The 25,052-nt window shown below is 39.8% G+C and carries 22 protein-coding genes; 20 read left to right on the forward strand and 2 right to left on the reverse strand.

Annotation, left to right across the window (positions count from 1 at the left end):
* Nucleotides 1-4 precede the first annotated feature (4 nt).
* The gene (locus K1X76_03315; protein ID MBX7148089.1) at nt 5-202 is read left to right on the forward strand and encodes a hypothetical protein; all 198 of its coding nucleotides are present in this window, start codon (nt 5-7) and stop codon (nt 200-202) included.
* Nucleotides 165-644, forward strand: a complete 480-nt coding sequence (locus K1X76_03320) for a hypothetical protein (protein ID MBX7148090.1) — start codon at nt 165-167, stop codon at nt 642-644. The genes K1X76_03315 and K1X76_03320 overlap by 38 nt, the downstream gene beginning before the upstream one ends.
* Before the next feature lie 8 nt (nt 645-652).
* On the opposite strand, the gene K1X76_03325 is transcribed toward K1X76_03320, so the two are convergent.
* Nucleotides 653-1,324 (reverse strand): HAD-IB family hydrolase, encoded by a 672-nt coding sequence (locus K1X76_03325; protein ID MBX7148091.1) that lies wholly within the window; start codon nt 1,322-1,324, stop codon nt 653-655.
* A gap of 101 nt (nt 1,325-1,425) precedes the next feature.
* Between K1X76_03325 and trpE the strand changes: the two genes are divergently transcribed.
* Genes trpE through K1X76_03350 form a run of 5 tightly spaced genes read left to right on the forward strand, consistent with a single transcriptional unit; the run spans nt 1,426 to nt 7,675 of the window.
* On the forward strand, nt 1,426-2,889 hold the full coding sequence (gene trpE, locus K1X76_03330) for an anthranilate synthase component I (GenBank protein ID MBX7148092.1): 1,464 nt from the start codon (nt 1,426-1,428) through the stop codon (nt 2,887-2,889).
* A complete protein-coding gene (locus K1X76_03335; protein MBX7148093.1) occupies nt 2,886-3,473 on the forward strand; it encodes an aminodeoxychorismate/anthranilate synthase component II in 588 nt (195 codons plus the stop codon). The genes trpE and K1X76_03335 overlap by 4 nt, the downstream gene beginning before the upstream one ends.
* Entirely contained in the window at nt 3,466-4,611 is a 1,146-nt protein-coding gene (gene ispD / locus K1X76_03340) for a 2-C-methyl-D-erythritol 4-phosphate cytidylyltransferase (GenBank protein ID MBX7148094.1), read from the forward strand. Before K1X76_03335 ends, ispD begins: the two co-directional genes overlap by 8 nt.
* The gene (gene cysS, locus K1X76_03345) at nt 4,608-6,047 is read left to right on the forward strand and encodes a cysteine--tRNA ligase (GenBank protein ID MBX7148095.1); all 1,440 of its coding nucleotides are present in this window, start codon (nt 4,608-4,610) and stop codon (nt 6,045-6,047) included. The genes ispD and cysS overlap by 4 nt, the downstream gene beginning before the upstream one ends.
* Before the next feature lie 2 nt (nt 6,048-6,049).
* Nucleotides 6,050-7,675 (forward strand): capsule assembly Wzi family protein, encoded by a 1,626-nt coding sequence (locus K1X76_03350; protein ID MBX7148096.1) that lies wholly within the window; start codon nt 6,050-6,052, stop codon nt 7,673-7,675.
* A gap of 7 nt (nt 7,676-7,682) precedes the next feature.
* On the opposite strand, the gene K1X76_03355 is transcribed toward K1X76_03350, so the two are convergent.
* A complete protein-coding gene (locus K1X76_03355) occupies nt 7,683-9,422 on the reverse strand; it encodes a polysaccharide biosynthesis protein (protein MBX7148097.1) in 1,740 nt (579 codons plus the stop codon).
* A gap of 362 nt (nt 9,423-9,784) precedes the next feature.
* Here K1X76_03355 and K1X76_03360 point away from each other — a divergent pair, with 362 nt between their 5' ends.
* The 13 genes from K1X76_03360 to K1X76_03420 all read left to right on the forward strand — a co-directional run bounded on the left by K1X76_03360 (nt 9,785) and on the right by K1X76_03420 (nt 24,904).
* Nucleotides 9,785-11,281 carry a right-handed parallel beta-helix repeat-containing protein gene (locus K1X76_03360; protein ID MBX7148098.1) on the forward strand — a complete coding sequence of 499 codons (1,497 nt, stop codon included), beginning with the start codon at nt 9,785-9,787 and terminating at the stop codon, nt 11,279-11,281.
* A 284-nt stretch (nt 11,282-11,565) separates the two neighbouring features.
* The gene (locus K1X76_03365; protein MBX7148099.1) at nt 11,566-13,245 is read left to right on the forward strand and encodes an ABC transporter ATP-binding protein/permease; all 1,680 of its coding nucleotides are present in this window, start codon (nt 11,566-11,568) and stop codon (nt 13,243-13,245) included.
* A 7-nt stretch (nt 13,246-13,252) separates the two neighbouring features.
* The gene (locus tag K1X76_03370; GenBank protein MBX7148100.1) at nt 13,253-14,371 is read left to right on the forward strand and encodes an iron-containing alcohol dehydrogenase; all 1,119 of its coding nucleotides are present in this window, start codon (nt 13,253-13,255) and stop codon (nt 14,369-14,371) included.
* 26 nt (nt 14,372-14,397) lie between these two features.
* Nucleotides 14,398-15,567 carry a DegT/DnrJ/EryC1/StrS family aminotransferase gene (locus K1X76_03375; protein ID MBX7148101.1) on the forward strand — a complete coding sequence of 390 codons (1,170 nt, stop codon included), beginning with the start codon at nt 14,398-14,400 and terminating at the stop codon, nt 15,565-15,567.
* Complete coding sequence (locus K1X76_03380) at nt 15,564-16,232, forward strand: glycosyltransferase family 2 protein (protein MBX7148102.1); 669 nt, start codon at nt 15,564-15,566, stop codon at nt 16,230-16,232. Before K1X76_03375 ends, K1X76_03380 begins: the two co-directional genes overlap by 4 nt.
* Nucleotides 16,229-17,299, forward strand: a complete 1,071-nt coding sequence (locus tag K1X76_03385; GenBank protein ID MBX7148103.1) for an N-acetylneuraminate synthase family protein — start codon at nt 16,229-16,231, stop codon at nt 17,297-17,299. The genes K1X76_03380 and K1X76_03385 overlap by 4 nt, the downstream gene beginning before the upstream one ends.
* A complete protein-coding gene (locus tag K1X76_03390; protein ID MBX7148104.1) occupies nt 17,280-18,005 on the forward strand; it encodes a glycosyltransferase family protein in 726 nt (241 codons plus the stop codon). Before K1X76_03385 ends, K1X76_03390 begins: the two co-directional genes overlap by 20 nt.
* A 3-nt stretch (nt 18,006-18,008) precedes the next feature.
* The gene (locus tag K1X76_03395; protein MBX7148105.1) at nt 18,009-19,316 is read left to right on the forward strand and encodes a DUF4910 domain-containing protein; all 1,308 of its coding nucleotides are present in this window, start codon (nt 18,009-18,011) and stop codon (nt 19,314-19,316) included.
* The gene (locus K1X76_03400; GenBank protein ID MBX7148106.1) at nt 19,309-20,298 is read left to right on the forward strand and encodes a GNAT family N-acetyltransferase; all 990 of its coding nucleotides are present in this window, start codon (nt 19,309-19,311) and stop codon (nt 20,296-20,298) included. Before K1X76_03395 ends, K1X76_03400 begins: the two co-directional genes overlap by 8 nt.
* 51 nt (nt 20,299-20,349) lie before the next feature.
* Nucleotides 20,350-21,468 carry a radical SAM protein gene (locus tag K1X76_03405; protein MBX7148107.1) on the forward strand — a complete coding sequence of 373 codons (1,119 nt, stop codon included), beginning with the start codon at nt 20,350-20,352 and terminating at the stop codon, nt 21,466-21,468.
* 14 nt (nt 21,469-21,482) lie between these two features.
* On the forward strand, nt 21,483-22,463 hold the full coding sequence (locus tag K1X76_03410) for a class I SAM-dependent methyltransferase (GenBank protein MBX7148108.1): 981 nt from the start codon (nt 21,483-21,485) through the stop codon (nt 22,461-22,463).
* A 7-nt stretch (nt 22,464-22,470) separates the two neighbouring features.
* Nucleotides 22,471-23,217, forward strand: a complete 747-nt coding sequence (locus K1X76_03415; GenBank protein MBX7148109.1) for a hypothetical protein — start codon at nt 22,471-22,473, stop codon at nt 23,215-23,217.
* Between the two features lie 40 nt (nt 23,218-23,257).
* Entirely contained in the window at nt 23,258-24,904 is a 1,647-nt protein-coding gene (locus tag K1X76_03420; protein ID MBX7148110.1) for an LIC12162 family protein, read from the forward strand.
* Nucleotides 24,905-25,052 lie beyond the last annotated feature (148 nt).

Raw genomic sequence — 25,052 nt, forward strand, 5'->3', positions numbered from 1 at the left:
AACTATGAGTAAAGATGATTTCAAAAAAACGCATAATGAATACGGGGTTGATCGAACTCTGCTTGTAGCAAGGCTCAAGCTGACCCCTACCGAAAGGTTGGAAGAGCATATGCGTTTTATGAGTTTTGTCGAAGAACTTAAGACGGCCAAAATTATTAAAGATCATGACAAACTTCAAACAACTTCTTCAAATCCTCGTTAATCATCAGGTTAATTTTATTCTTATTGGTGGACTTGCGGCCATTGCCCAGGGGTGTAGTTTTGTAACGGCCGATTTGGATATTGTTTACGAGTATTCCGCAGAAAACATAAAAAAGCTAGTTCAGGCCCTTAAGCCGTTAAAAATTGCACTGCGTGGTATGGAAACGGAAAATCTTCCTTTTATTTTTGACGAGGATACATTTAAAAATAGCCGTAATTTAACGCTTAAAACAAATTTGGGAGATCTTGACTTGCTATCGGAGATACCCGGCTTTTTTTCTTACAATGAGATTTTTAATGCCTCCGATACTCTCGTCCTTTTTGATCTGCAGTGCCGCATTCTTTCGGTTGAAGGCTTGATTAAAAACAAGAAAGCCACCAATCGGCCTAAAGACTTAAATCATCTTGCCGAATTGGAAGAGCTTCTTAACATTAAAAAGTAGTTTATTTTTTACTGCGTAGTTGTTGTCCATCTCTCTATTGTCCAAAACCTTTTTTTAGCGGCTCTTTTTAAAAGAGGGTCTGGATTAACTGCTACAGGGTAGCCCACCCGTTCAAGTGTGTGTAAATCGGTAATAGAATCGGTATAAAAGTAGCTTTTAGCCAAATCTAAATTTTGTTCTTTTACAAGCTCGCTTAAATAATGAAACTTTCCTTCTTTATAACATAGAGGTTTTGCAAAGTGGCCGGTTAAAGTCCCATTTTTTACTTCTACCATTGAATTGAGCGAGTAATCGAGCCCTAAGTAATCGCGCACTGGGTAACACACAAACTGAGAAGCGGCTGAGAGCATCACCGTGATATGGCCTTGGGCTTTGTGCCATGCAATTTGCTTTTTAGCCTCTTGGGCCAAATAAGGTTTAATGTCTTTTTCAAACCAGGGGATCACCATATCCCAGATTTGCACCTCGGTTTTTCCGGCATAGGGTTTGGCAAAATCATCTAAAATCCGCTCGATATCCACTAAATCGACCTTGTGTAACAGGGATAAAAAAAACGCTTTTACAATGGTAAAACGGGAGATTTCTTTGTTACGCACCTGATGTTTGATGTAACGAATAAGCGAAGAGGCCCCCGGAAGGAGGGTGTTGTCTAAATCAAATATAGCGGCCGGTTTGGTCATAAAGAGTAACCCACCCCAACCCTTCCTTAGCTTAAGGGAGGCCGGGAGGGGTTACGAATCTAATTGCCTAACTTCTCTAAATTATTTATTCACATATTTCAATGATTTCAGTTTCTTTTAAAGATTTTTCAGCCATGGCCAAAAAGGGTAATTTGGTGCCTGTGTATGCCGTGATACCGGCCGATATGGATACGCCTGTGTCTGCCTTTCTGAAAATTAAAACCGGCAAATATGATTTTTTGCTGGAGAGCATGGAAGGCGGAGAAAAGTGGGGCCGCTATAGTATTTTGGGAACGTCACCTCAAAAAATAATCCGGACGCGGGATAAAACGATTGAAGTCGAAGAAGAAAAAAAGAAAAAAACTTTTGTTGTTCAAGGGAGTCCACTGTCTTTTCTCAAAGAAACTTTAAGTGCTTATAAGCCGGTAGCACATCCTGATTTACCGCGTTTTGCGGGCGGGGCGATTGGTTATGTGGCATACGACATGGCCCGCCATTTTGAAAAATTACCGGCCACCGCCAAGAACGATTTAGGCATTCCGGAATCGGTTTTCTTTATTACTGATACGATTGCCATATTCGATAATTTAAAACAGGTTATTATTTTGGTGAACCATGCTTATTTAGAAAACGGGACTTCACTTAAAAAGGCTTATGCCGGAGCGGTTAAAAAAATAGAAGCTTTGGCCAAAAGGCTCGCCAAGCCTGCCCCGGCTCTCAAAAAAGCAAAGAAAACTAAAACTACTTTAAAGCCTAACCGTAGCGAAAAAGAATTTTGTGCGCTTGTTGAAAAAGCCAAAGAATACATTAAGGCAGGCGATATCTTTCAAGTGCAGGTTTCTACCCGTTTTGAAGGCAAAACTACTATCGATCCTTTTACTTTGTATCGTGCGCTCCGCCGGATTAATCCTTCGCCTTATCTTTATTTTTTCAGCGATACGTCTCTCAGTTTAGTGGGTGCTTCTCCCGAATTAATGGTGCGTTTGGAAGACGGTAAGATGGATTTGCGCCCTATTGCAGGCACACGCCGCCGAGGGCGCACTGAAGAAGATGACATACGCATGGAAAAAGAATTGCGCGCCGATCCCAAAGAACGGGCCGAGCATGTGATGCTTGTCGATTTGGGGCGGAACGACTTAGGCGTGGTGGCTAAAACGGGTACGGTTCATGTTTCGGAATTGGAAGTAGTGGAACGTTATTCGCATGTGATGCATCTCGTCAGTCACGTATCGGCCCAGGTGAAACCCGGCTGTGATGCTTTTGATGTGCTGAAGGCTACGTTTCCTGCGGGTACTTTAACGGGTGCTCCTAAAATTAGATCGATGGAAATTATTGAAGAGCTGGAAGGTATCCGTCGTGGAGTATACGGTGGTTGTGTGGGTTATATCGGCTTTAACGGCAATATGGATATGGCCATTACTATTCGCACTGCTTTATTTACCAAGGGAAAAATCTACGTTCAGGCGGCTGGTGGTGTAGTGTACGATTCTATCCCCGAACGCGAGTATTTGGAATGTCGCAATAAGGCGCGCGCCTTGATGACGGCGGTGGAGAGTGTATCATGATACTAGTCATCGATAATTACGATTCGTTTACCTACAACCTGGTGCAGTATTTGGGCGAAATTCTTATTACGCAGCTTAAAAATCCGGATGATGAAATTAAAGTGTACCGTAACGATAAAATTACGGTGGATGAGATTCAAAAATTAAACCCCAATTTTATTGTGATTAGCCCCGGGCCCTGTACGCCGAAGGAAGCGGGGGTTTCGGTGCCGCTTATTCAGCAGTTAAAGGGGAAATATCCCATCTTAGGTGTTTGTTTAGGGCATCAATCCATTGGCGAAGCCTTGGGTGGCGATGTCATCCGTGCGCCGCAGATTATGCATGGGAAAACCTCCGAAATTTTTCATGACGGTAAAACTATCTTTAAAGATTTGCCCAATCCTTTTACGGCCACACGTTATCATTCGCTCATCATTAAAAAAGAAACTCTCCCGGCAGATCTTGAAGTATCGGCCTGGACCGAAGATGGCATTATTATGGGTGTGCGTCATAAAACTTTGCCCATTGAGGGTGTACAGTTTCATCCTGAGTCTATTCTTACTACTGCCGGAAAAGATATTTTGAGGAATTTTATCAATGGGTAACACGTTTGCCATTATCCCGGCGGCTGGTAGTGGAGTGCGTTTTGGGGCCTCTACCAAAAAGCAATTTTTAACTCTGCGTGGCAAAACTCTTCTTGAGCATACGTTGGGTGCTTTTTTAAACGCAAATCTTTTTACAAAAATTATCGTGTGTTTGCCGGCTGATGAGTTGAAAGCGTTATCTGCTCAAACTTTTGATCCTCGCATTGTTCTAACGCAGGGTGGTGCTACACGGGCCGAGTCGGTTTATAAAGGCTTTATTCAAGCCGGTGCTACACAAGACGATGTTGTTCTTGTGCATGATGCCGTTCGTCCTCTTGTATCAACGGATCTCATTAAAAAAGTAGCTGAAGCAACACTTGCAAAGGGCGCTGTTATTCCGGCATTGCCCGTTTCGGATACAATCAAAGAAGTTAATGAAGAAAAAGTAGGGAAAACAATCGATCGCCGTTTGCTGCAGGCTGTTCAAACCCCGCAGGGCTTTAAGGCTTCTGTTTTAAACGCGGTTTATGCCAAAAAACCCAATCTCAATACACTGGCTACCGACGAGGCTTTTTTGGTTGAAGAGGCCGGTTTTCCGGTTTATGTGGTAGCAGGCGAAAAAAGAAATATAAAAGTGACCACGCCGGATGATTTGGCGCAGGCAGAGCAAATGATGGGAACAAATTTAAAAATTGGACAGGGCTACGATGTGCATCGTCTTGTAGAAGGGCGTAAGCTTATCATTGGCGGTGTCACCATCCCTTACGAAAAAGGACTTTTGGGCCATTCCGATGCCGATGTGCTCTTGCATGCGATCGGCGATGCGCTGTTGGGAGCAGCTGGTCTTGGAGATTTGGGCGAGCATTTTTCGGATCAGGATAAACAGTATAAAGATATCGATTCTAAAATTCTCTTGGCCGATATCGTCAAAAAAGTAGCTAGTCAGGGCTATAAACCCGCCAATGTGGATGCCACGGTGGTGGCTCAAGCTCCCAAATTAAAAGAATATAAAAACCAGATGAGAAAAAACATCGCCTCCCTTCTCAATCTTTCTGAAGATGCGGTGAATATTAAAGCCACTACCGAAGAAGGTATGGGATTTACAGGTACGGGCGAGGGCATGTCGGCATCGGCCGTTGTTCTTGTTACAACATTATGAGTTTATACATTTACAATACACTTTCTAAAGATAAGGAAGAATTTGTTCCAGCCACCCCGGGTAAAGTAGGTATGTATGTGTGCGGCGTGACGGTTTATGACGAATGTCATTTGGGGCATGCGCGTGCGGTAATCACCTTCGACATGGTGTATCGCTATCTTTTGCACAAAGGTTTTGATGTTAATTACGTACGTAATTTTACGGATGTTGACGATAAAATTATCAACAAGGCCATTAAAGAAGGTAGCGATTGGAAGGAAGTTGCCAAGCGTTATATTGCGGCTTTTTACCGCGATATGGATGCGTTGGGCAATAAGCGCCCCTCGGTAGAACCGAAAGCTACCGAGCATATTGCCGAGATGCAGCAGTTGATTGAAACACTGATTTCAAAAAAGATGGCTTATGCCGGTGGTAGTGATGTGTTTTATGCCGTACGCGAAAAGAAAGATTACGGCAAGCTTTCGGGCAAAAAAATTGATGAGCTGGAATCGGGTGCGCGTATTGAAATAGATGAAAAGAAAAAAGACCCTTTGGATTTTGCTTTATGGAAAGGGGTAAAGCCGGGAGAGCCTCACTGGGATTCGCCTTGGGGTAAGGGACGCCCAGGTTGGCATATCGAATGCTCGGCCATGAGTATTAAGTATTTGGGTGAAAGTTTTGATATTCATGGTGGCGGACGCGATCTTATGTTCCCTCATCACGAAAACGAAATTGCTCAATCCGAAGGCGCTACGGGCAAAAAATTTGCGCGCTATTGGATTCATAACGGGTTTATCAATATTAATTCCGAAAAAATGAGTAAGTCGCTGGGGAATTTTTTAACGATTCATAAATTACTTAAAACATTACACCCCGAAGTAATTCGTCTTTTTATTTTGGCGGCCCATTATCGTTCCCCTCTTGACTATACCGAAGATAATATCGAGGCTACACGCCAGTCGTTACTCCGCTGGTATACCGGTTTGGCGCGTATTCAAACCATTCCTCAATCTGCTAAACGTGTAGCCGTTCCTGCTTTGGACGAGCTTAATCAAAAGTTATCCACCGGTTTTACTGAGGCTATGGATGACGATTTTAACACAGCGCGTGTGTTGGGTCTTTTGTTTGAAGCCATTCGCGAATGGAACCGTATTTTAGACGAAAAGAAAATTCCATCCGAAAAAACGTGTGCCGATTTTTTAAATGTAGTGCAAACCGTGCATCAGGTGCTGGGTATTTTTGGTTCGAACGCGGTCGCGTTTTTGTTGGGAGAAAATATTAAAGCGTTAGCCACCAAGGGAATTACGGAAGACTGGATCAATCAAAAAATTAACGAACGCCTCGAGGCGCGTAAAAATAAAGACTGGGCCAAATCGGATGCTATTCGAGATGAGCTTGCTGCCAAAGGAATCGTTTTAAAAGACGGTGCTGGCGGTACAACCTGGAGCGTAGAATAATAATGAATAAAAAAATCTTTCTTTTTCTTTTTTTGTTTCCTTTTCTTGGTTTTGCATCGGAAACGGTGATAACGCGCAATATTCCTGTTTCCGACCCCGTTTATCACGATATCGATACTTTAATTGCTCATGGTTTGGTTAAAAAAGCCATTATTGGTCAGCGGCCGTGGAGCGAAGAGCAAATCAGACGTATGTTGAAAGAAGCACAGGAGAATTCTGAAGCTCTTTGTGATAAGTTTGAAGGCGCGAAACGTGAGCGCTGTGATCGAAGAAAAGATTATGCTTCTGAATTGATTGATCATTTGAACGAACGTTTTAGACCCAGTTCCAAACCGTTTCAATTTCATCCGTTTGACTCACTAGAGGTAAACGTTACTTTTTTAGACAGCCCATGGCGGAATGTTTTAGCAACCAACGGTGTAGGTCAAATTGATGCTCGTGTAAATCCTCTAGTCGCCAATCAAAACGGAAAACATTATGTAGACGGTGCTCAATACTCCTTAGATTTAACAAGCTGGGGAGGCGATAGTCGTTATCTTATTCTTGATTCTAAAATAGGGATTGAATCTTTATTCCCGCGAAATTCGATAAACGATGATTTTAATTTAATTCCTACTCGCCTTTATTTAAAAAGCGGTTACAAAAATTTTTCAGTGACCATAGGTAGAGATGAAGTGATTTGGGGCCAAGGTGAAAACGGCGGACTTCTCCTTTCTAAGAACGCTCGTCCTTTGGATATGATGATGCTTACTGCCGATCATCCTTTTTATTTCCCATGGGTGTTTAAGTATTTGGGTTTGTTTAAACCTTCTCTTTTTGTGGCTAATTTAGGCTCCGAGGATTTTGCGGACCAACCTTTTTTTACTGGACTTAAATTTACACTCAAGCCTGCATCTTTTTTTGAATTAGGTATATCGCAAGCTTTGATTATGGGTGGAAAGAACGGACCCGAAATTTCACCCGGAGAGGTATTTGGGGAATTTTTTGCTTCCCGTGGGGGATTTTTATCAACGTCGGGTATTCAGAACGAAAATTTATCAAATAGAATATATGGTTTTGATGGACGTATCAATTTTCCGTCTTCACTGCGAGGAGCTTCTCTTTATTTTGAAATGATGTCGGACGATGCTTTTTTTAGTAGGTTTAAAACTAACTGGAGTTATCTGGGTGGCTTATACATTCCTCGTATAGATAACAAGGGCAAGTTGTCGGCTCGTGCCGAGTTTCGTTATATGGCACCAATTTTTTATCGCCATGGTGTTTTTGTTTCGGGTTATACTTTAAATAAACAAATACTTGGCGATGAGCTTGGGTCGGATGCTTACAGTGTTTCGGGCAAGTTATATTATCATCCCTGTGATAAGACGCGTTTACGCGCTTCTCTTTACTATCAAAATCGCGATAATAATCTATGGCTTAAAACACCCAGCTCAGAATTTGTAGTAACACTAGATACAGCTGCTGAAAAAAGAATTGGTACCAGGCTTGATGGCGATTTTAAAGTTTCTAAAAAAATCGCACTTAATACTGGGTTGGGTTATGAACATGTCAGTAATTTTAATTCTACATCTGTCTCAAGGCATAATTTTCTTTTGAGTTCAGGACTTAAAATTAGTTTTGGGAAATAAAAGATATTTAATGCCGCGGGGTAAGTGGCACCACATTGCTAGTTTGAGATTCTTCGGGCAAGTCTTTATGGTTAAACTCAGTTACGATATCTTTGATTCGTAACAGTAGTTCATCACGGTTAAATGTTTTAGCAGTTTCAATCAGCATGTCTACTTTTGTTTTAAGTTCTTCCCAATCGAGAATAGTTGTTTTTCCGATGGTGATATTTTCGTACTGAGTTTTCTTTTCGCTTTCATCAATCAATAGTTCTTCAAACAGTTTTTCCCCCGGACGTAAACCCGTGCAAACAATATCAATATCTTTATATGGTTCTTTTCCTGCCAGAAAGATAAGGTCTTCAGCCATTTCTTTAATTTTAACGGGGTTACCCATATTTAAAATAAAAATTTCACCGCCGTGACCAATAGAAGCGGCTTGAAGAGTTAATTCAACAGCTTCTTGAATAAGCATAAAATAGCGTACTACATCAGGATGAGTAACAGTAACGGGCCCGCCAGCATTAATTTGCTTTAAAAATTTAGGGATAACGCTACCTGATGACCCTAAAACATTGCCAAAACGCACAGCTACGAATTCGGTATTAGATCTTAAGTTTAGATTTTGGATGTAAAGCTCACAAATACGCTTAGTGGCACCCATTACGTTAGTAGGACGTACCGCTTTATCGGTTGATATTAATACAAACTTTTCGATGTTGTAATGCTGGGCAGCATTAACAAGATTAATGGTCCCTCTAACATTGTTAATCACACCAATGAAGGGGTTGTATTCAATCATGGGTACATGTTTAAACGCCGCGGCATGCAAAATGAGATCAGGTTTTTCTTCCTGTATAAGTGCATTTATGCCATGACGGTTATTAAGATCGAGTAAGGTATAGCGTAAGTTAAGATTTTGGTTAGGATAACTTTCGCGAAGAGCTTCTTCCATTTTGTAGAGGCCGTACTCGGAATTATCAAGCAAAATCACGCGCGAAGCGTTAAATCGGATAACCTGTCTGACTAACTCTGATCCAATAGAGCCCGCGGCGCCAGTAATGAGCACTTTTTTGTCTTTTATAAAACGTTCAATTTGGCGCTCGTCCAAATCTTCCGGATTTCTTTTTAAGAGATCGGCAATGTCTATGTTTTTAATATGAACATCTTGTTTGATCATTCCCGGTAAGGTGGGAGCTATACGGCAGATAACACGCATTTTACGGCATTCTTTAACTAGTTCTCGCAAAGATTCAGGTCTAAATTTGCTGATAGCGACTATGAGTTCAGAAATTTCATAATCAGCTACGAGTTTGGCTAATTGATTATGGGTTCCTAGTACAGGGATGTTATGAACTTTAAGTCCTACTTTGCGCTGATTATCATCAATAAAGCCAATAACGTTATAAATGTGCTTTTCTCTCATCAGACTGCGAGCTAAAGCGTCACCTACATCTCCTGCACCATAGATGAGAATGTTTTTTTCTCCTTCGGTAAACTTAAGAGTACTTTCAGTGTAGTATCGGGGGAAAAATCGACTCAGGCTCACAAGACTCAACGAGAAAAACCAATAATTAATAAAAATATTGATCGGGAATTCAGACGAGTTAATAAAAATTACCAAAAAAGAAGATAATAGAGCGCCTATGGAGACCGTTTTAATAAGAGTTATTGCAAAGAGAAAGCTAGCATAGCGTAAAATGACTCTGTATAGTCCCATGGCATGAAAAAGAACCATGTTAACACCCAAAAATAAGGGGACTGTTTGCATGAAAATTTTTATAAAGTCAGGAGTGGTATGGGTGTTTAATGTATAAATATAGAGTGCCATTGCCCAAGCGATGCAAACAGAAACGCAATCACAAACAAAGAGAATGGGTTTGATAAAGCGACGGATAAAGGTGGTTATTTTATTTTTATGGTAGAACAAAAAAATCCTCGTTTAATAGTATCGTAATAATGTACTTAGCTCAAAAAATAGGCAAAATAAAGCATAAATTCAGTGTTATCATCAGTAGATGCTATCCTGCTTATTTTCTTTGATTATCTGTTTTTCTTGCGAAAAACTGAAATAATGGCCACAAAATTTAGTATAAGTTGATTTATTTGATTGGCTACAGTAGTTTTTAAATCATGAAAAATTTTTTTTTGCTAATTCTTGGCAATGTAATGCGACTTTTATTGGTAGTGTTTTTTTTAAATGTGAGTTGCTCTTCAAATAAATCAACAACGTCAGAATCTCCTTCTTCTAGTGAAGACTACAGTAGTTTCTTTATTCCTTCCGATAACTTTTATTACGATGACCAAGTTATTAATGATGAATTATCTCAATTTGTTGATGAGGGTACAGAAATTGAAATTAATAACAATTTAGTTACTGTGCACGGAGACCTGACAGTTCCCGAAGATGACAGCATTAATTTATCGGGCGATATAGCTCTTGTTGTAGAGGGTAGTGTTTATGCTTGTAGATGTCACATTTTTGAAAATATTTATGATATAAAAATAAACAATGAGACCACGCTTAATCCTGTTTATCCCGAATGGTGGGGAGCAGAAGCTTCAGATGCAAATCCTGCTTTAAACAAATGGGCTATTCGACAGGCGATCGATTCATTAAGCATTAATGGTGGTACTATTGAACTAGATAGTGGTGAATATGTTATTTCAGGTCAATTAAGAATTTCCGATGATAATATCACTATTGTAGGTGTTGAAGACCAAACAATGCTAAAGGCTACTTCGGGCAATTCTAGCTTTTTAACACGAGATGCTATTTTGGGGGATGGTTCTATCTCTGTTGAAAATGGGACTCTATTTCAAGCTGGTGGAAATTTTTTTTTACGAGATGATACTTCTACTGAGGGCTACAAAAACTTTTTGGGTAAGATAGATCATGTTGTTGGAAATGAAATATTTCTGGTTAGAAATATAAATGATTCTTTTTTTGTTTCTCAAAATTCTGTTATATCAAGCACGTTTCCTGTGATGACCATTGATTCATCAAATAACATTGCCATTCGAGATTTAATGATAGATGGAAATAAAAATGATGCAGGAATACAATCATGGTATCTTGCAGGTATAGTGGTTTCTCATTCGACAGATGTTACTATTGATAACGTAGAAATTAGCGATGCGGGTTATGAAGGAATAACTTTGATCGCCAATGAAGATGTTACTGTAACGAACAGCAAAATTATTGGAAGTAAAAATGACGGTATTCACTTGGGCAGTGCCAGAAATAATATTATTGATAACAATACTATTATTTTTTCAGGTGCAGATGGTGTATATTTTTGCGATGACAATCTCAATGTTGAAGTATCAAATAACACTATAGCTAATTCCAGCGCCTATGGCATTGGAGGTATTGGTTCTTGGGGTAGAGGTAGCGATATCAGTCCTATAGATAGACTTGTTACTCTTGATAACAACATAATATTTAACAGTGGCTATTCTGGAATAGGTGTTCTTGAAGCTGATTCTATTTCTATCACTAGTAACATAATTTATAGTAGCTCTCAAAGTCAGCCTCATAATTGTGGTATATATGTAAGCCGATCACAAAATATAACAATTTCCTCTAATTCAGTATACGATCACCAGGAAGGTGCTGAGTGTTATTAAAGGAGGGTAGATGTCCAGCCAACTTAGTTTTTTTGGCTTTTCTATACATATCTTGAGTAATGTCGGTCGTATAATATTTTATTGACGTTTTATACTTAATTAACTTATAGAAAGCACTCCTTAATGTATTTTCCTGTTATTATTCAACTTTTTTATTTCTATCATTCGATAGAGTGGCGGTAGCCTAAGAATTGCAACCTTCTATTTTAAAAAAAATATTATTCTTACTTCAAGCGCCTAATAGAAAAATAAAGCCAACACTTATTTTTCTTATACTGATTGGCATGATGTTGGAGACTTTGGGGGTGGGGTTAATTATTCCGGCCTTGGCTGTTATGGTTGATCCGAGTCAGGTGGCTAAAATTTCTTTTTTTCAGCCTTTCATTAAAGGGGCCGGGAGTCAGACCGAGCTTGTTGTTATCGGGCTAGTTTCATTATTGGTTGTCTATGCCGTTAAAGCAGGGTTTCTCGCTTTTTTATCCTGGTATCAATCCGGTTTTGCATACAGAGTACAGGCCAGTCTTTCTCAGGAGCTTTTTTCCGGATATTTACGCCAGCCTTATACGTTTCATCTACAACGTAATTCTTCCGAACTTATTCGGAATGTTATTAACGAAACCAATCATTTTACTTTTAATGTGATGAATATGGGGATTACCCTTTTAACCGAAATTTTTGTGGTGCTGGGTATTGCCGTTCTACTTGTTTACGTTGAGCCCATTGGTGCACTTTGGGTGGTGAGTGTGCTGGGTCTGGCTGTGTATGTTTTTCATGCTTTTACCCGGTCACGCATATCGCGTTGGGGAGAGGCCAGACAGTTTCATGACGGCCTTCGCATTCAGCATCTTCAGGAGGGATTAAACGGTGTAAAGGATGTTAAAATACTGGGAAGGGAAGATTCTTTTTTATCCCAATACGCAGTTCATAATGTGGGCAATGCCGATGTGGGCAAGAAACAATATACCTTGCAGTCTCTTCCCCGGTTATGGCTGGAGTTTTTAGCTGTTGTGGGACTCGTATTAATTGGTTTCACAATGCTGGTTCAGGGAAAGCCCATGACGTCTCTTTTGCCTACTATGGGTTTATTTGCTGCCGCTGCTTTTCGTTTAATGCCTTCCGTAAACAGAATTTTAAATACGATACAGAGTTTACGTTTTTCTTATCCTGTTATTAATGTTTTATATACCAGCCTCAAAGAATTTAAAACTATTCCTCCTGCTGTATCTTCCGGGAAATTGTCTTTTGCTCATGACATCAAACTGGAAAATATAAGTTACATTTATCCCGAATCCAGTCATGTTGTTTTACAAAATGTAAACATGACTGTTAAAAAAGGTTCCTGTATTGGAATTATAGGTGGTAGCGGTGCCGGCAAGAGCACTTTTGTTGATTTGATTTTGGGTTTGTTAACGCCCATCAGTGGAAAAATAATGGTGGATGGTTTGGATATACAGTCTAATATACGAGATTGGCAGGATCAAATAGGGTATGTGCCTCAAAATATTTATTTGACGGATGATACAATTAAAAACAATGTAGCCTTTGGTTTAAAAAATGATGAAATTGATGAGGCGGCTATAGAAAAAGCGATTAAGGCCGCCCAGTTGGATGAGTTTGTACGTAGTTTGCCAGAAGGTTTAAATACTATTGTGGGTGAAAGAGGGGTTCGTTTATCGGGAGGACAGTGTCAGAGAATTGGAATTGCCCGTGCCCTTTATCGTGACCCTCCTGTATTGATACTGGACGAAGCGACTAGTGCCCTGGATACTAAAACAGAAAAAGAAGTGATGACAGCCGTTGATGCACTAAAAGGGAAAACGCTTTTTATTGTGGCTCACAGGCTTACCACTCTTAAGCATTGTGATTTGATTGTGAAGCTTGAAAAAGGCCAGATAGCAGATACCGGTCTTTACGATCATTTTGTTAATGAGCAAAGTTTGTTTCAAAAAAATATAGCAGGATAATTTTAATATGGCCCCTTCAATTCTCGAAACCGGAATAAAACTTGTTAAAAACGTTGGCAGCTTTAACTTTGGCGCCGGCTCTGTTGCAGAACTTCCCAAGCATCTTGCCACTCGCCGTGCCCGTTCTAAAGAGGCAGGAGGCAAAGTTGTTTTTATTATCGATCAGTTTTTTAAAGATAAAAAAGAAGTTTTAAGTCATTTGGATATTCAGACTCAAGATTGCGTTGTGTTTGTACCCACTGATCATGAACCTAAAACCGATAAAATTGATCAGGAAGTAGCTCGTTTAATTGCGGATGGTTTTTCAAATCCTGCAACCATTGTGGGCTTAGGTGGAGGAATTACGCTGGATACCGCCAAGGCGATAGCCAATCTTTTAACCAATGGAGGTATAGCCGAACAATATCAGGGCTGGGATTTAGTGAAGGTGCCGGCGGTTCATAAAATAGGAATTCCTACAATTTCGGGTACCGGAGCTGAAGCTACCCGTACCTGTGTGATGACCAATACCAAAACAGGTCTTAAGCTGGGCATGAACAGCGATTACACTGTTTTTGATCATGTGATTTTAGATCCCGAACTAACAGTGACAGTTCCCCGTAACCAGTATTTTTATACGGGTATGGATGCCTATATTCATTGTGTAGAAGCTTTGTCGGGTTCTTATCGTAATGCTGTGGGAGATGCGTATTCGCGTGAAACTATTAATCTGTGCCGTCAGGTTTTTTTAAACGATGACATGATGGATGCTAAGTCGCGTGAGCGCTTGATGGTTGCCGCTTATTTGGGAGGTTGTGCCATTGCGACCAGTTACGTAGGAGTGGTTCATCCTTTTTCTGCAGGCTTAAGCGTTGTTCTGGATCTCCATCACTGTGTGGCCAACTGTATTGTGATGCGTGCCATGAGCGAGTTTTATCCCGAAGCTTATGATGAGTTTTGGAAAATGGCCGAACGCCAGAATGTATCGGTTCCAGAAGGTGTGGCTCGCAACTTAACCGATGAACAATACAAAGCCCTGTATAATGCAACGCTTATTCATCAAAAACCGTTAACCAATGCTTTGGGTGAAAATTATCGCGATATTCTGACGTACGACAAGGTTGTATCGCTTTTTAAAAAAATGTAAGCCTGTTGGCTTGAAAAGAGGTTAGCTTGCCCGGATTTGAAGTTATAGGAATTGAAGAACAAAACGAAGTGAATGATGTTTTTGCGCGTGGGGGTGTTCTTTTTCGCCACGGTTTTGATCAGCTGAGAGGTGATTGTTACAAGGTAAAGGAATTTGAAACGGCTTTTGCCCGTTATATGCAAGTGCCTCATGCTTTGGCGGTTACTTCAGGTACGGCTGCCTTACGTGTTGCCCTGGCTTCTTTGGGCATAGGTCCTGGTGACGAAGTGATTACGCAGAGTTTTACTTTTGTAGCAACGGTTGAAGCTATTATTGAATCGGGTGCCACTCCTGTGTGTGCTGAAATCGACAAAACTTTAAATTTAGACCCTGAAGATTTAGAGAAGAGAATCAATAAGCGTACGCGTGCCGTTATAGCTGTTCACATGCTGGGAACTCCAGCTTATCTCACAAAAATAAAAGAAATTTGCCAAAAATATGGATTAATTCTTATTGAAGATACCGCTTGGGGTTGCGGTGGAAAATTGGCAGGGAAATATTTAGGTACTTGGGGTGATATAGGAACTTTTAGTTTTGACTTTGCCAAAACGATGACAACGGGTGAAGGTGGGATGATTGTTTTTAATAATTCTAAACACTATCAGCGAGCCGCGGCCTGGCATGACCACGGTCATGAAAATAATCCTGCAGTTCCGCGCTGGGAAGATACCCGTGCCGGTAGCGGATTTAATTTTAGAATGATGGAGCTGCAGGGGGCGGTTGGTCTTGCCCAGTTAAAAAAATTATCTTCTGTTATTGAAGCTCAGCGTGTCAATCGGGATCGTTTGTGGAACGCCATTAGTGATTTACCCGGCATCTCTCCTCGTGAAGTTCCTGAGCATGCTTATGAAACAGCAGATGCGCTTGTTTTTAGTGTGTCAGATAAGACAACAGCCCTAAATTGTCGCCATGCATTATTAGCACAAAAAATATCCACAAAAATACTGCCCGAAGCAACAACATGGCATTTTGCAGGAACATGGAATCATATGCCTCAATTGGTTAAGGCTCATGGGGGCGACTTAAACCATGATTTTTCCCAGTCCCGCGCTCATTTAGAGCGTTGTGTGTCGTTGCCGGTAATTGTTAAAATGAATGAAAACATGCCGCAAGCCGTAAGAACGGCCTTATCCCAGGTTTTGAAAGAAAAAGTATGAAAAAAATTCCAAAAATTTCGGTGCTTGTTCCTGTTCATAATCAGGAAAAATACATTGGTCGTTGTTTGCGTTCTATTCTAGCGCAAAATTTTCCGCGTGAAGATTATGAGATTATTGTTATTGATGATGGAAGTCAGGATCGCACTTCTTATGCCTTAGAACTTTTTCACGACGATATTACTCTGGTAAAAAATGAAACTAATCTGGGCTTGCCGGCATCTTTAAATCGTGGCATTCGTGCCTCAAATGCACCTTATCTGGTTCGCGTTGATTCTGATGACTATATTAATGCCGAATTTTTAAGAATTTTGAGTCTTTTTCTCTCTCATAATCTTCATATGGATGCTGTAGCCTGTGATTATCTGCTGGTAGATGATCGTGAAGAAGTAATAGCCCGCAAAAATTGTCTTGAAGATCCGATTGCCTGTGGTGTTATGTTTCGAACAGAACAACTTATTGATATTGGATTGTATGATGAAACTTTTTTACTTCATGAAGATCGTGATCTCCGTATTCGCTTTGAGAAAAAGTATAAAATTCATCGTTTAGAACTGCCGTTATATCGTTATCGTCGTCATAGCAATAATATTACTAATAATGTAGAAGCGATGAATTTACATCGGGATAATCTTATAAAAAAGCATGGGCAAGGATGTTTAAAATGATATCAATTAAACTCGGAAATAAAATATTATCAAACGATAGTCTCCCCTATGTTATTGCTGAAATTGGTGTGAATCATGAAGGTTCACTAGAACAGGCCAAGCGACTTATTGAACTGACCAAAGAGGGCGGGGCTGATGCTGCAAAGTTTCAAAGCTATAAGGCTGATACTCTTGCTTCCAAACATTCCCCGGCTTATTGGGATACAACCAAAGAACCCACCTTGAGCCAACATCAGCTTTTTAAAAAATACGATAATTTTAGCCCCGAAGATTATGTAGAATTAGCAGCTCATTGTCGCAATGTGGGGATTGATTTTTTATCTACCCCTTTTGATGACGCTTCTGTTGAGTTTTTAGATCCTCTCATGCCTTTTTTTAAAATTGCCTCAGCAGATTTAACCAATATTCCTTTTTTGCGTCGCATTGCCTCCAAAAAAAAGCCTGTACTTCTCTCAACGGGGGCGGCAACTTTAGGAGAAATTGATATTGCCGTTGAAACGCTAACCCGTGCTGGAGCTAAAGATATTTTATTGCTACATTGTATTTTAAATTACCCCACTGAGAATGCCAATGCCCATCTCCGGATGATTAAGGGTTTGCAAAGAGCCTATCCAGATCATTTGATTGGTTATTCCGATCATACTTTGCCTGATGATGCCATGACATCCCTTGTTTCCGCGTATTTATTGGGTGCTGTTGTGATTGAAAAGCATTTTACGCATGATAAAACTTTAATCGGCAATGATCATTATCATGCTATGGATGTAAATGATTTGAAGCGTTTTGTAAGTCTTGCCAAGCGTGTCCATGTCTTATTGGGTAACGCTGAACATAAAAGCCCTATTACCACCGAAGGTATTTCTCGTTTAAATGCCCGGAGGAGTATTGTGGCGGCACGTGATATTTCTAAAGGTCATAAATTTACTGAATCCGATTTGACATACAAAAGACCTGGTACAGGTGTGAGTCCTATTCATTGGGATGAAGTTATCGGAGGAAGCGCGCTGCGAGATATAAAAGCGGATGACGTTTTGCAGTGGAGTGATATTGTTACAAAATCCCGCTAAAAAAAGAACGGTTGCTATTATTCAGGCCCGGATGAGCTCTGTACGTTTTCCGGGAAAGATGCTGGCCCCTCTAGGGGCCTTTCCTATTATTGAATGGGTGATTCATCGTGTAAAGCGAGCTTCTAAGCTGGATGATATTATTTTGGCGACATCCGAGTTGTCATCCGATGATCCTCTTGCTGATGTAGCAAGTAATTTGGGTGTTAAAGTTTTCAGGGGGAATGAGCAAGATGTATTAGGACGTTTTTTAAATGCATCCCAACTTACTCAGTCCAATCAGATTGTTAGAGTATGCGCTGATAACCCTTTTATTGATGGCGTTGAAATTGACAGGCTGATTGATTTTTACCTGGCTAATCCTTGTGATTATGCTTGTAACCATCAAAATAGAATGAATAGTGGGTATGCCGATGGTTTTGGTGCCGAAATTATCGATTTAAAAATTTTGCGTCAGATTGCAGATATTGCACGAGACTTGCGCTATCGTGAACATGTGACTCTTTATTTATGGGATCATATTCAAAAATATCGCATGCTTTCTGTTCCCGCCCCTGCGGGGCTATCTTATCCCCATCTTCGTTTTGATGTTGACACTCCTGAAGATCTATTGAAATTGGAAAGCGCAGTCAATGCAGGAATTGGGCTTGATACGCCGGCTTTTGAGATTGTGAATTGGGCTTTAAAACAGGACGAGAATATTCGCTAAAATATGGAATTTAGTCAGACTTTAAGTGTTGAAATAGACCGTTATCTGAAAAAATTGTTTCCTATTTGTCGCAGTTTAACAGGTTCTGGTAATCGTGAGACTCTTCGTATTTTAAATGAAATTACTCCTATAGATGTAAAAGAAATTCCCTCAGGAACAAAAACTTACGATTGGGTTGTTCCGCCCGAATGGGATATTCGCGGTGCTTTTATTGGTTTGCCTGATGGAACGCGCATTGCCGATTTTAAAGAAAATAATCTGCATGTGATGAGCTATAGTATTCCCGTTCAAAAAACCTTGAGCTGGGAAGAGCTTGAGCCTCACTTGCATCGTCATCCTCATTTACCCAATGCGATTCCCTATCGTACTACATATTATCGTGAAGAATGGGGCTTTTGTGTGACCCACGATCAATATGCCGCTTTAAAGACAAGTCAGGGACCTTTTTCAGTATCAATCGATAGCAGTTTAAAGCCCGGGTCTTTAACGTATGGCGAATGTCTTATTCCCGGAAAATCAAAGCAGGAAATTCTTATTTCGTGTTACATTTGTCATCCTTCCATGGCCAATGACAGTTTGAGCGGAGTAATTTTAACCGCGTTTTTAGCTCAACATCTTAGAAATTTTAAAAACAGTTATTGGTCTTACCGTATTGTTTTTGTTCCCGAAACATTGGGTGCCATTGCCTATTCTTTTTTGAACGAAGCCAAAATGAAGCATATTGATATTGGTCTGGTGGTAACAACCGTGGGAGGGCAGGGGGATGTGGGTTATAAACAGGCCTGGAATAAAGAACATCCCATTAATCGACTGGTTGAATCGGTTTTTAAAGAAGCTGGTAAAACATTTAAAACTTATCCGTTCGATATTCATGGTAGTGATGAAAGACAATATTCCACGCAAGGTTTTAAAATTAATTGCGTGACCCTGTGTAAAGACCGTTATTACGAATATCCTCAGTATCATAGTTCGCTTGATAATTTATCTTTTGTGACAGGTTCCCAAATATTTGAAACATTTGAGCTGTACTGCAATCTTATTAAAAAACTGGAAGCCCGTCGTATTTATAAAAATACTATTCCTTGTGGCGAGGTGATGCTATCCAAGCATGATCTTTATCCCTCCAAGGGAGGAGCTCAGAGACCTGAACTTGGAGGGCGTTCTGAACTCGATTTGATTTTATGGCTTCTTTTTCTGTGCGATGGCCGTAAGTCTGTTGATGATATTGCTGTTGAACTCGGTGTGGGTTCAGAAGCTTTACTGCCCATTATTGAACGATTAAGAGGAAAAGGAGTGCTGACCCTTGTCTGAAGATAAATATCAGTGGATTGCTAACCCCGGCCCCGAAGAATGGGATCAGGTTATTCAATTGTCTCCTCAAAGCAATTTATTTTGCGAGCGCTTCTTTTTAGAGGCGGCCGGCGTTCGTCATCAGTTATATCTTGTTAAACAGGGAGAGCATATCAAGGCGGGAGTCTGTGTAGTAAAAGGGCAGCAGGATAATAACTGTGTTTTGGATGATCTGGTTATTCATAATGGTATTCTTTTTTTAAATGAAGAAACCAAAAAGCAGGTTCGTTTACGTTTTGAACAGTTTGAATTAACAGAATTTATTATTCAGCGTCTAACTTCCCAGTTTGAAACCATTGAGCTGGCTTTAGCGCCTCAATTTGAAGATTTGCGTCCTTTTATCTGGCACTGTTATCACGAATCGGACAAGAATAATAAATTTACTCTCGATCTTCGCTACACCACTTATGTAGATGTTTCTGAACTGGGCCAGGGCGTTGCCGATGAATCTTCGGCTGCTTTTCTTGCCATGGATACGTTACGGCAGCGTCATATTCGCCAGGCCCACAAGCAGGGAGGAACTGTTCAGTTGGGAAAAAACAGTCAGCTATTAGTTGGTTATTATCGTGATTTAATGGTGAGACAAGGGGACCCTTCCTCCGAAGATAAATTAGTTCGCATGGCGCGTGTTATAGACCAGTTGATTGCAGCTGGTCGAGGTGCTCTATATGAAGTTGTTAATAGCCAGGGGGTTATTGTTTACACGGTATTTTACGCATGGGACAGTAAAAGAGCCTACTATCTTTTTGGAGCTGGTCACCCGGAGCACTCTGAATTATGGCAAGGAACTTTGGCACATTGGGGCGCCTTTAAGAATTTGTCTCAAAATCATCATGTCAAAGAAGTTGATTTGGAAGGGGTTAATAGCCCCAATAGAGGTTGGTTCAAGTTGAGTTTTGGCGGTAATCTCAAGTCTTATTATCAAGTTTACAAGAATAAATAAGTATATTAGTAAAAAAACTGTAAAGAGAAGAAGTTTTAAAGAGGTTATATTATGGCAAAAGTAAATCAATTTCGTGACGAGCTATCTACCGATGATGGTAAAACAGTCCAGTTGAACAAAGGTCATTATAACCTTGATACCAATGAAAGATCCGAAGAATTTAATCGTAAAATGAGTGAGGGCTGGGAATTAGAATATGCCCGTTACCGTTCTGACTGGGAGGCTCTTCCTGCAAAGAAGGAAGTGCGTGAATACCCTTTATTAGTAGACATTGAATTGGCTTCTTCGTGTAACTTAAAATGTCCCATGTGTTATACCACAACCGATCATTTCAAAGAGACTGTTAGCCGCAAGTTAATGAAATGGGAGCTTTTTACCAAGGTGGTGGATGAAATTGCAGGAAAGGTTCCAGCTGTGAGATTAAGCTGGAGAGGCGAATCTACTTTGCATAAAAAATTTGTAGATGCTGTTCGTTATGCAAAAGATAAAGGTGTTAAAGAGGTTTCATTTTTAACTAACGGATGGAAATTGGAGTTGCCTTTTTTTGAAGAGCTTGTGAAAGCTGGTGCCGATTGGATAACAGTTTCTTTTGACGGAGTGGGGGAGGATTATAACCGAATTCGTGCCCCTCTTAAATATGAGGAAACTCTTTTAAAGCTAAAAAATATTATGGAATATAAACGTGCCCATGGGTTATCTAAGCCTACAATTAAGGTACAGGGCGTTTGGCCAGCTATCCGTAAAAATCCACAGCTTTTTTATTCTACCATGAAAGAAGCGTCTGATCTGGTAGCTTTTAACCCACTTATCGATTATTTGGGGAATGACGCTGATTCCGATATCGTTTATGAAAAAAACTTTTCTTGCCCTCAGATTTATCAGCGTGTATTTGTTTCGTCCACAGGAGAAGCAATGATGTGCAATAGCGATGAATATGGTCAGGAAATTATCGGGAATGCACTTAATCAGACTATTTATGAAATATGGCATGGTGAAAAATTAAATCGTGTACGTACATTGCATGCACGTGAGAACGGTTTTCAGGAAGTACCAGTATGCCGTAAGTGCTTTTATCCTCGTAAAATGGAAGTTGCCGAACAGGCACAAGTAGATGGACGTACGATATTGATTGAAAATTATATTAATCGTAAACAACAAGTAGGAACTTAATCATAGGAGAAAATATGAGTAACAAACAAACATCATACAACGACCCAAAACTGCTCGAGTTGTTGGATACATTTGCTGATTTATATTGGTTAAAGCCCTTTGATATCCCTTGGGATGCATTTGCTGCTTACAATGTTTATAAGAGATTAAAACCTGAGGATGTAGTGTTAGACTTTGGTTGTGGTGATGGTATTTTTACGGCTCTTATGTTGGGAGCTAGACTTCCTATTGACTATGACAGGTTTACCACAGCTAAATCTGAAAATCAGAAAATTGGAGAAAATCAGTCTGGCGATATTTATGATACACCTGATGTAGTTAAGGCTCTTCAGGTAAAACCTGAACGCCGCATTGCTTGTGGTTTGGAATTAAAGGATCATCATATAAAGGTTGCCCAATCTCTTGGCTTTTATGATGAAATTATTGAAGGCTCTTTTGAAAAAAATAATTTGCAAGCCGATCGGTTTGATAAAGTTATTTCACTTTTTGCTTTTTACTGGGCAAGTGATATTAATGCTGCAACAGCCACTGTTCAACGCGTTTTAAAGAAAAACGGTGAGTTCTTGGTGGTTCTTCCTTCGGAACATCTTCATGGAATGCATCTTACCAAGAAGCTAGCTGAAGAATTGCGTGAAAAACCACTTAAGCAAGTTTTTGAAGCCATGGATGGTGGTCGACGCGCTTTAACTAGCCGTTATTCGCGTAGTGTAGCTGATTGGAAGGCATTTTTCTCCGATTATAAATTTGAAACGCTCGAAGTTATTCCTACTGTTAACAAGTTGATTTTCTTTTTTCAGGATATTGCTCAACGCGTCTTTATTCCAAGTCTTATTGAGCACACCAAGAGCAAAATTTCTGCTGAAGACAGAGCTTCTTTTAAGACATACCTTTGCAAAAAGGTGTATCCTGAGTTCTTGAAAGCATATTACGAAGGCATCGAAGGTAATCCGGAGATTGACCACGCGTATTATCTTTTTAGATTGAAAAAAGCCTGATTGAATCATGGTAACACAAAACTTGGATTTTTTAGTGAATGTAAAAGGTTTGAATGATTTGCCTCAAAAGAGGCAAATCATTCAAACATTGCTTAAAGAAATTGGTTTTTGCGTCATTCGCGGTGTATTTAATCCTGAAGAAGTTATTTCCGAATACAAGAAGCACTATTCTTACTTTAAATCTTCTGAAGATCTACGCCGAAGCGGCCCTATTGTAGAGCGTATGAAAAACTTTCAGCGTGTGGATTGTGGAGATTATTCTCAATGTAATGCAAGGCTTAGTCGGATGTTTACACGTTTTTTTTGGAATCCGGACGATACGTTTTCCTGGTGTTTTAAAGTTCTCCAGCAACTCAGAGATATTTTAACCGAGCGTAAGGTTGCTTACTCAGACGGGATGTATACTTTAAATGGTACCAAGTATTATGAGTTTCCCAAGATACTCCATTATCCTGTAGGTGGAGGATTTATGAATGAGCATTTTGATGCCTATAATAACGATGGTATTTTCAATATTGGTATGTCTGTGACCCGAAAAGGGATTGATTACAAAGCGGGTGGAGTTTATTATAAAAGAAAAACTGGTGAAGAAATTTTAATCGATGATTTTTCTCAGCCGGGGGATATTTATATTCACGATGCTCAGGCAGTGCATGGTGTTCACGCTATTGATTCCGATTGCCCTCTTGATTTGTCTACTATGGCAGGTCGTGTTACTCTTATTTTATCAAGTGAGTCTTTTCCTACATCCTAATTATTTCAGTTGGTTTTTTTAATCGTTTCTTAACGCAAGAATGAAATTTAATCTCAACCTAAAAACATCTCCGAGCGTTTGTTTCAATTCTATTAAATGGGATAGGGCTGAAATTACTCAGGCTCTACAGTTTTTAGAGCCGCAGCAGCATGTTCTTTTAACTCGTTTGACAGATTTATTAAACAGTTATCATGGTTTGGATAAATCTGTAGATTATTATGATGTGATTTGCGGTGAATGGCTGATGAATTTTAGTCACATTGTGTATGCTTCTTATCAAGAAGTTATTCGCGGTAATGATTTTCCACTCCAATTTGATACAATCACTCTGCCCATATTTGCAGATTGCCAAGATTTCCAGTATGTAAATGTAAATTCATCCCGTTTTAACGAACAGTTACGTTTCCTTGTGCAAAAACTTGTAATGACAGGGAAAAATGAAGTTTTTGCATTTAATGTGGAGAGTATGGTTTATGGAAAAGCTAATTTAAAGACACGATTAAAGCGGAATATTTTGCGATTTGTTACACAACTTGTTGGTGGCAAAAATGCCCCATTTGTTTTTTCGCGCCCATATTTTAGGTGTAGTCGTATACATTGGCTTAAGGTTCTTAAAAAATGGTCTTCTTGGGCCAGGCAGGATGATTATCTTTATCCTATTCATGTTTTTGCTAAAATCGATAGTGTCTGGCGCAATGTTCAATCTCAATCTGGCCCTTTAACAAGCTTTTCCGATGTATTGTGGGCTTTAGTACCTCTTTATATACCTTTTATATATTTAGAAGGTTTTGTTTCGTACTCTAAGAAAGCTAAAGCTCTTGATTTGCCTAGGCCTAAGGTGGTTTTCACTGCCGATGGCCTCCATGGTCATGTGCTTTTTAAAACACTTCTTGCAGATTGGCGAAAAGAAGGAACGAAGGTGCTTAATCATCAGCATGGTGGTGCTTATGGTATTGGATTAATCGAGCCTAGTGAAAATTATGAAATAAGGATAGCGGATTGCTTTTATTCTGCAGGTTGGATGTCTGAAGATAAAAAAGTAAAACCCTTATGTTTACAGATGCCCAATGCTTTCTATTATATAAAAACAAAGGGTAAAATTTTACTTAATCTTTTAGTAATGCCTTCTTATGTATTTCGTATTCATTTTGCAGGATTACCTGGCACAACCGAAGGTATGATTGACAATACATTAGATTTTGTACGCGAGACGAAATTTGTAAAAAACCTTAAAATAAGGCCTTACTTTAACGATTATGGATGGAATTTAATGGAAAAATTAAAAAATGCCAGTAGCCATGTAGAATTGGATGATACGACATTGACTGGTCCTGTATCGTATGCTCAATCAAGTTTGGTGATTCATAATTATCTGGGAACGGCATGGTTGGAGACGCTTGCCATGAATATTCCTACAATCTGTTTTTTTGAAAAGGAAATGTATGCTTTTCGACCCTCCGTGCAGCCTTATATTGCAGATTTGTATGCCGTGGGTATTTTGCATAATAGCGGTCACGATGCTGCTCAGTTTGTAAAAAATATAGCGCAAGACCCACAGGTTTGGTGGCAAAGGCCCGATGTACAGAAAGCTCGTTTGGCATTTATTAAGAATTATGCCAATTTTTCTACCGACTGGGAGCATTTATGGGAAATTGAATTAGAACAATGGGTCCATCAATATACATAATTTCAAAAAGAGAAAAGATGCTGATTTTGAATGATGCCAATATTTTAAATACTACCCATGAAAAAAAGTTGTTTTATAAATGTAATGAATAATGTTGATTGCTTCCACCAAGTTTTTTTGAAAGAAATGCGTTCTCTAAAGGTAAGAT

It is taken from the genome of bacterium (assembly GCA_019695305.1).
In the GTDB taxonomy this organism is placed as follows: Bacteria; UBA10199; UBA10199; order UBA10199; family JAIBAG01; genus JAIBAG01.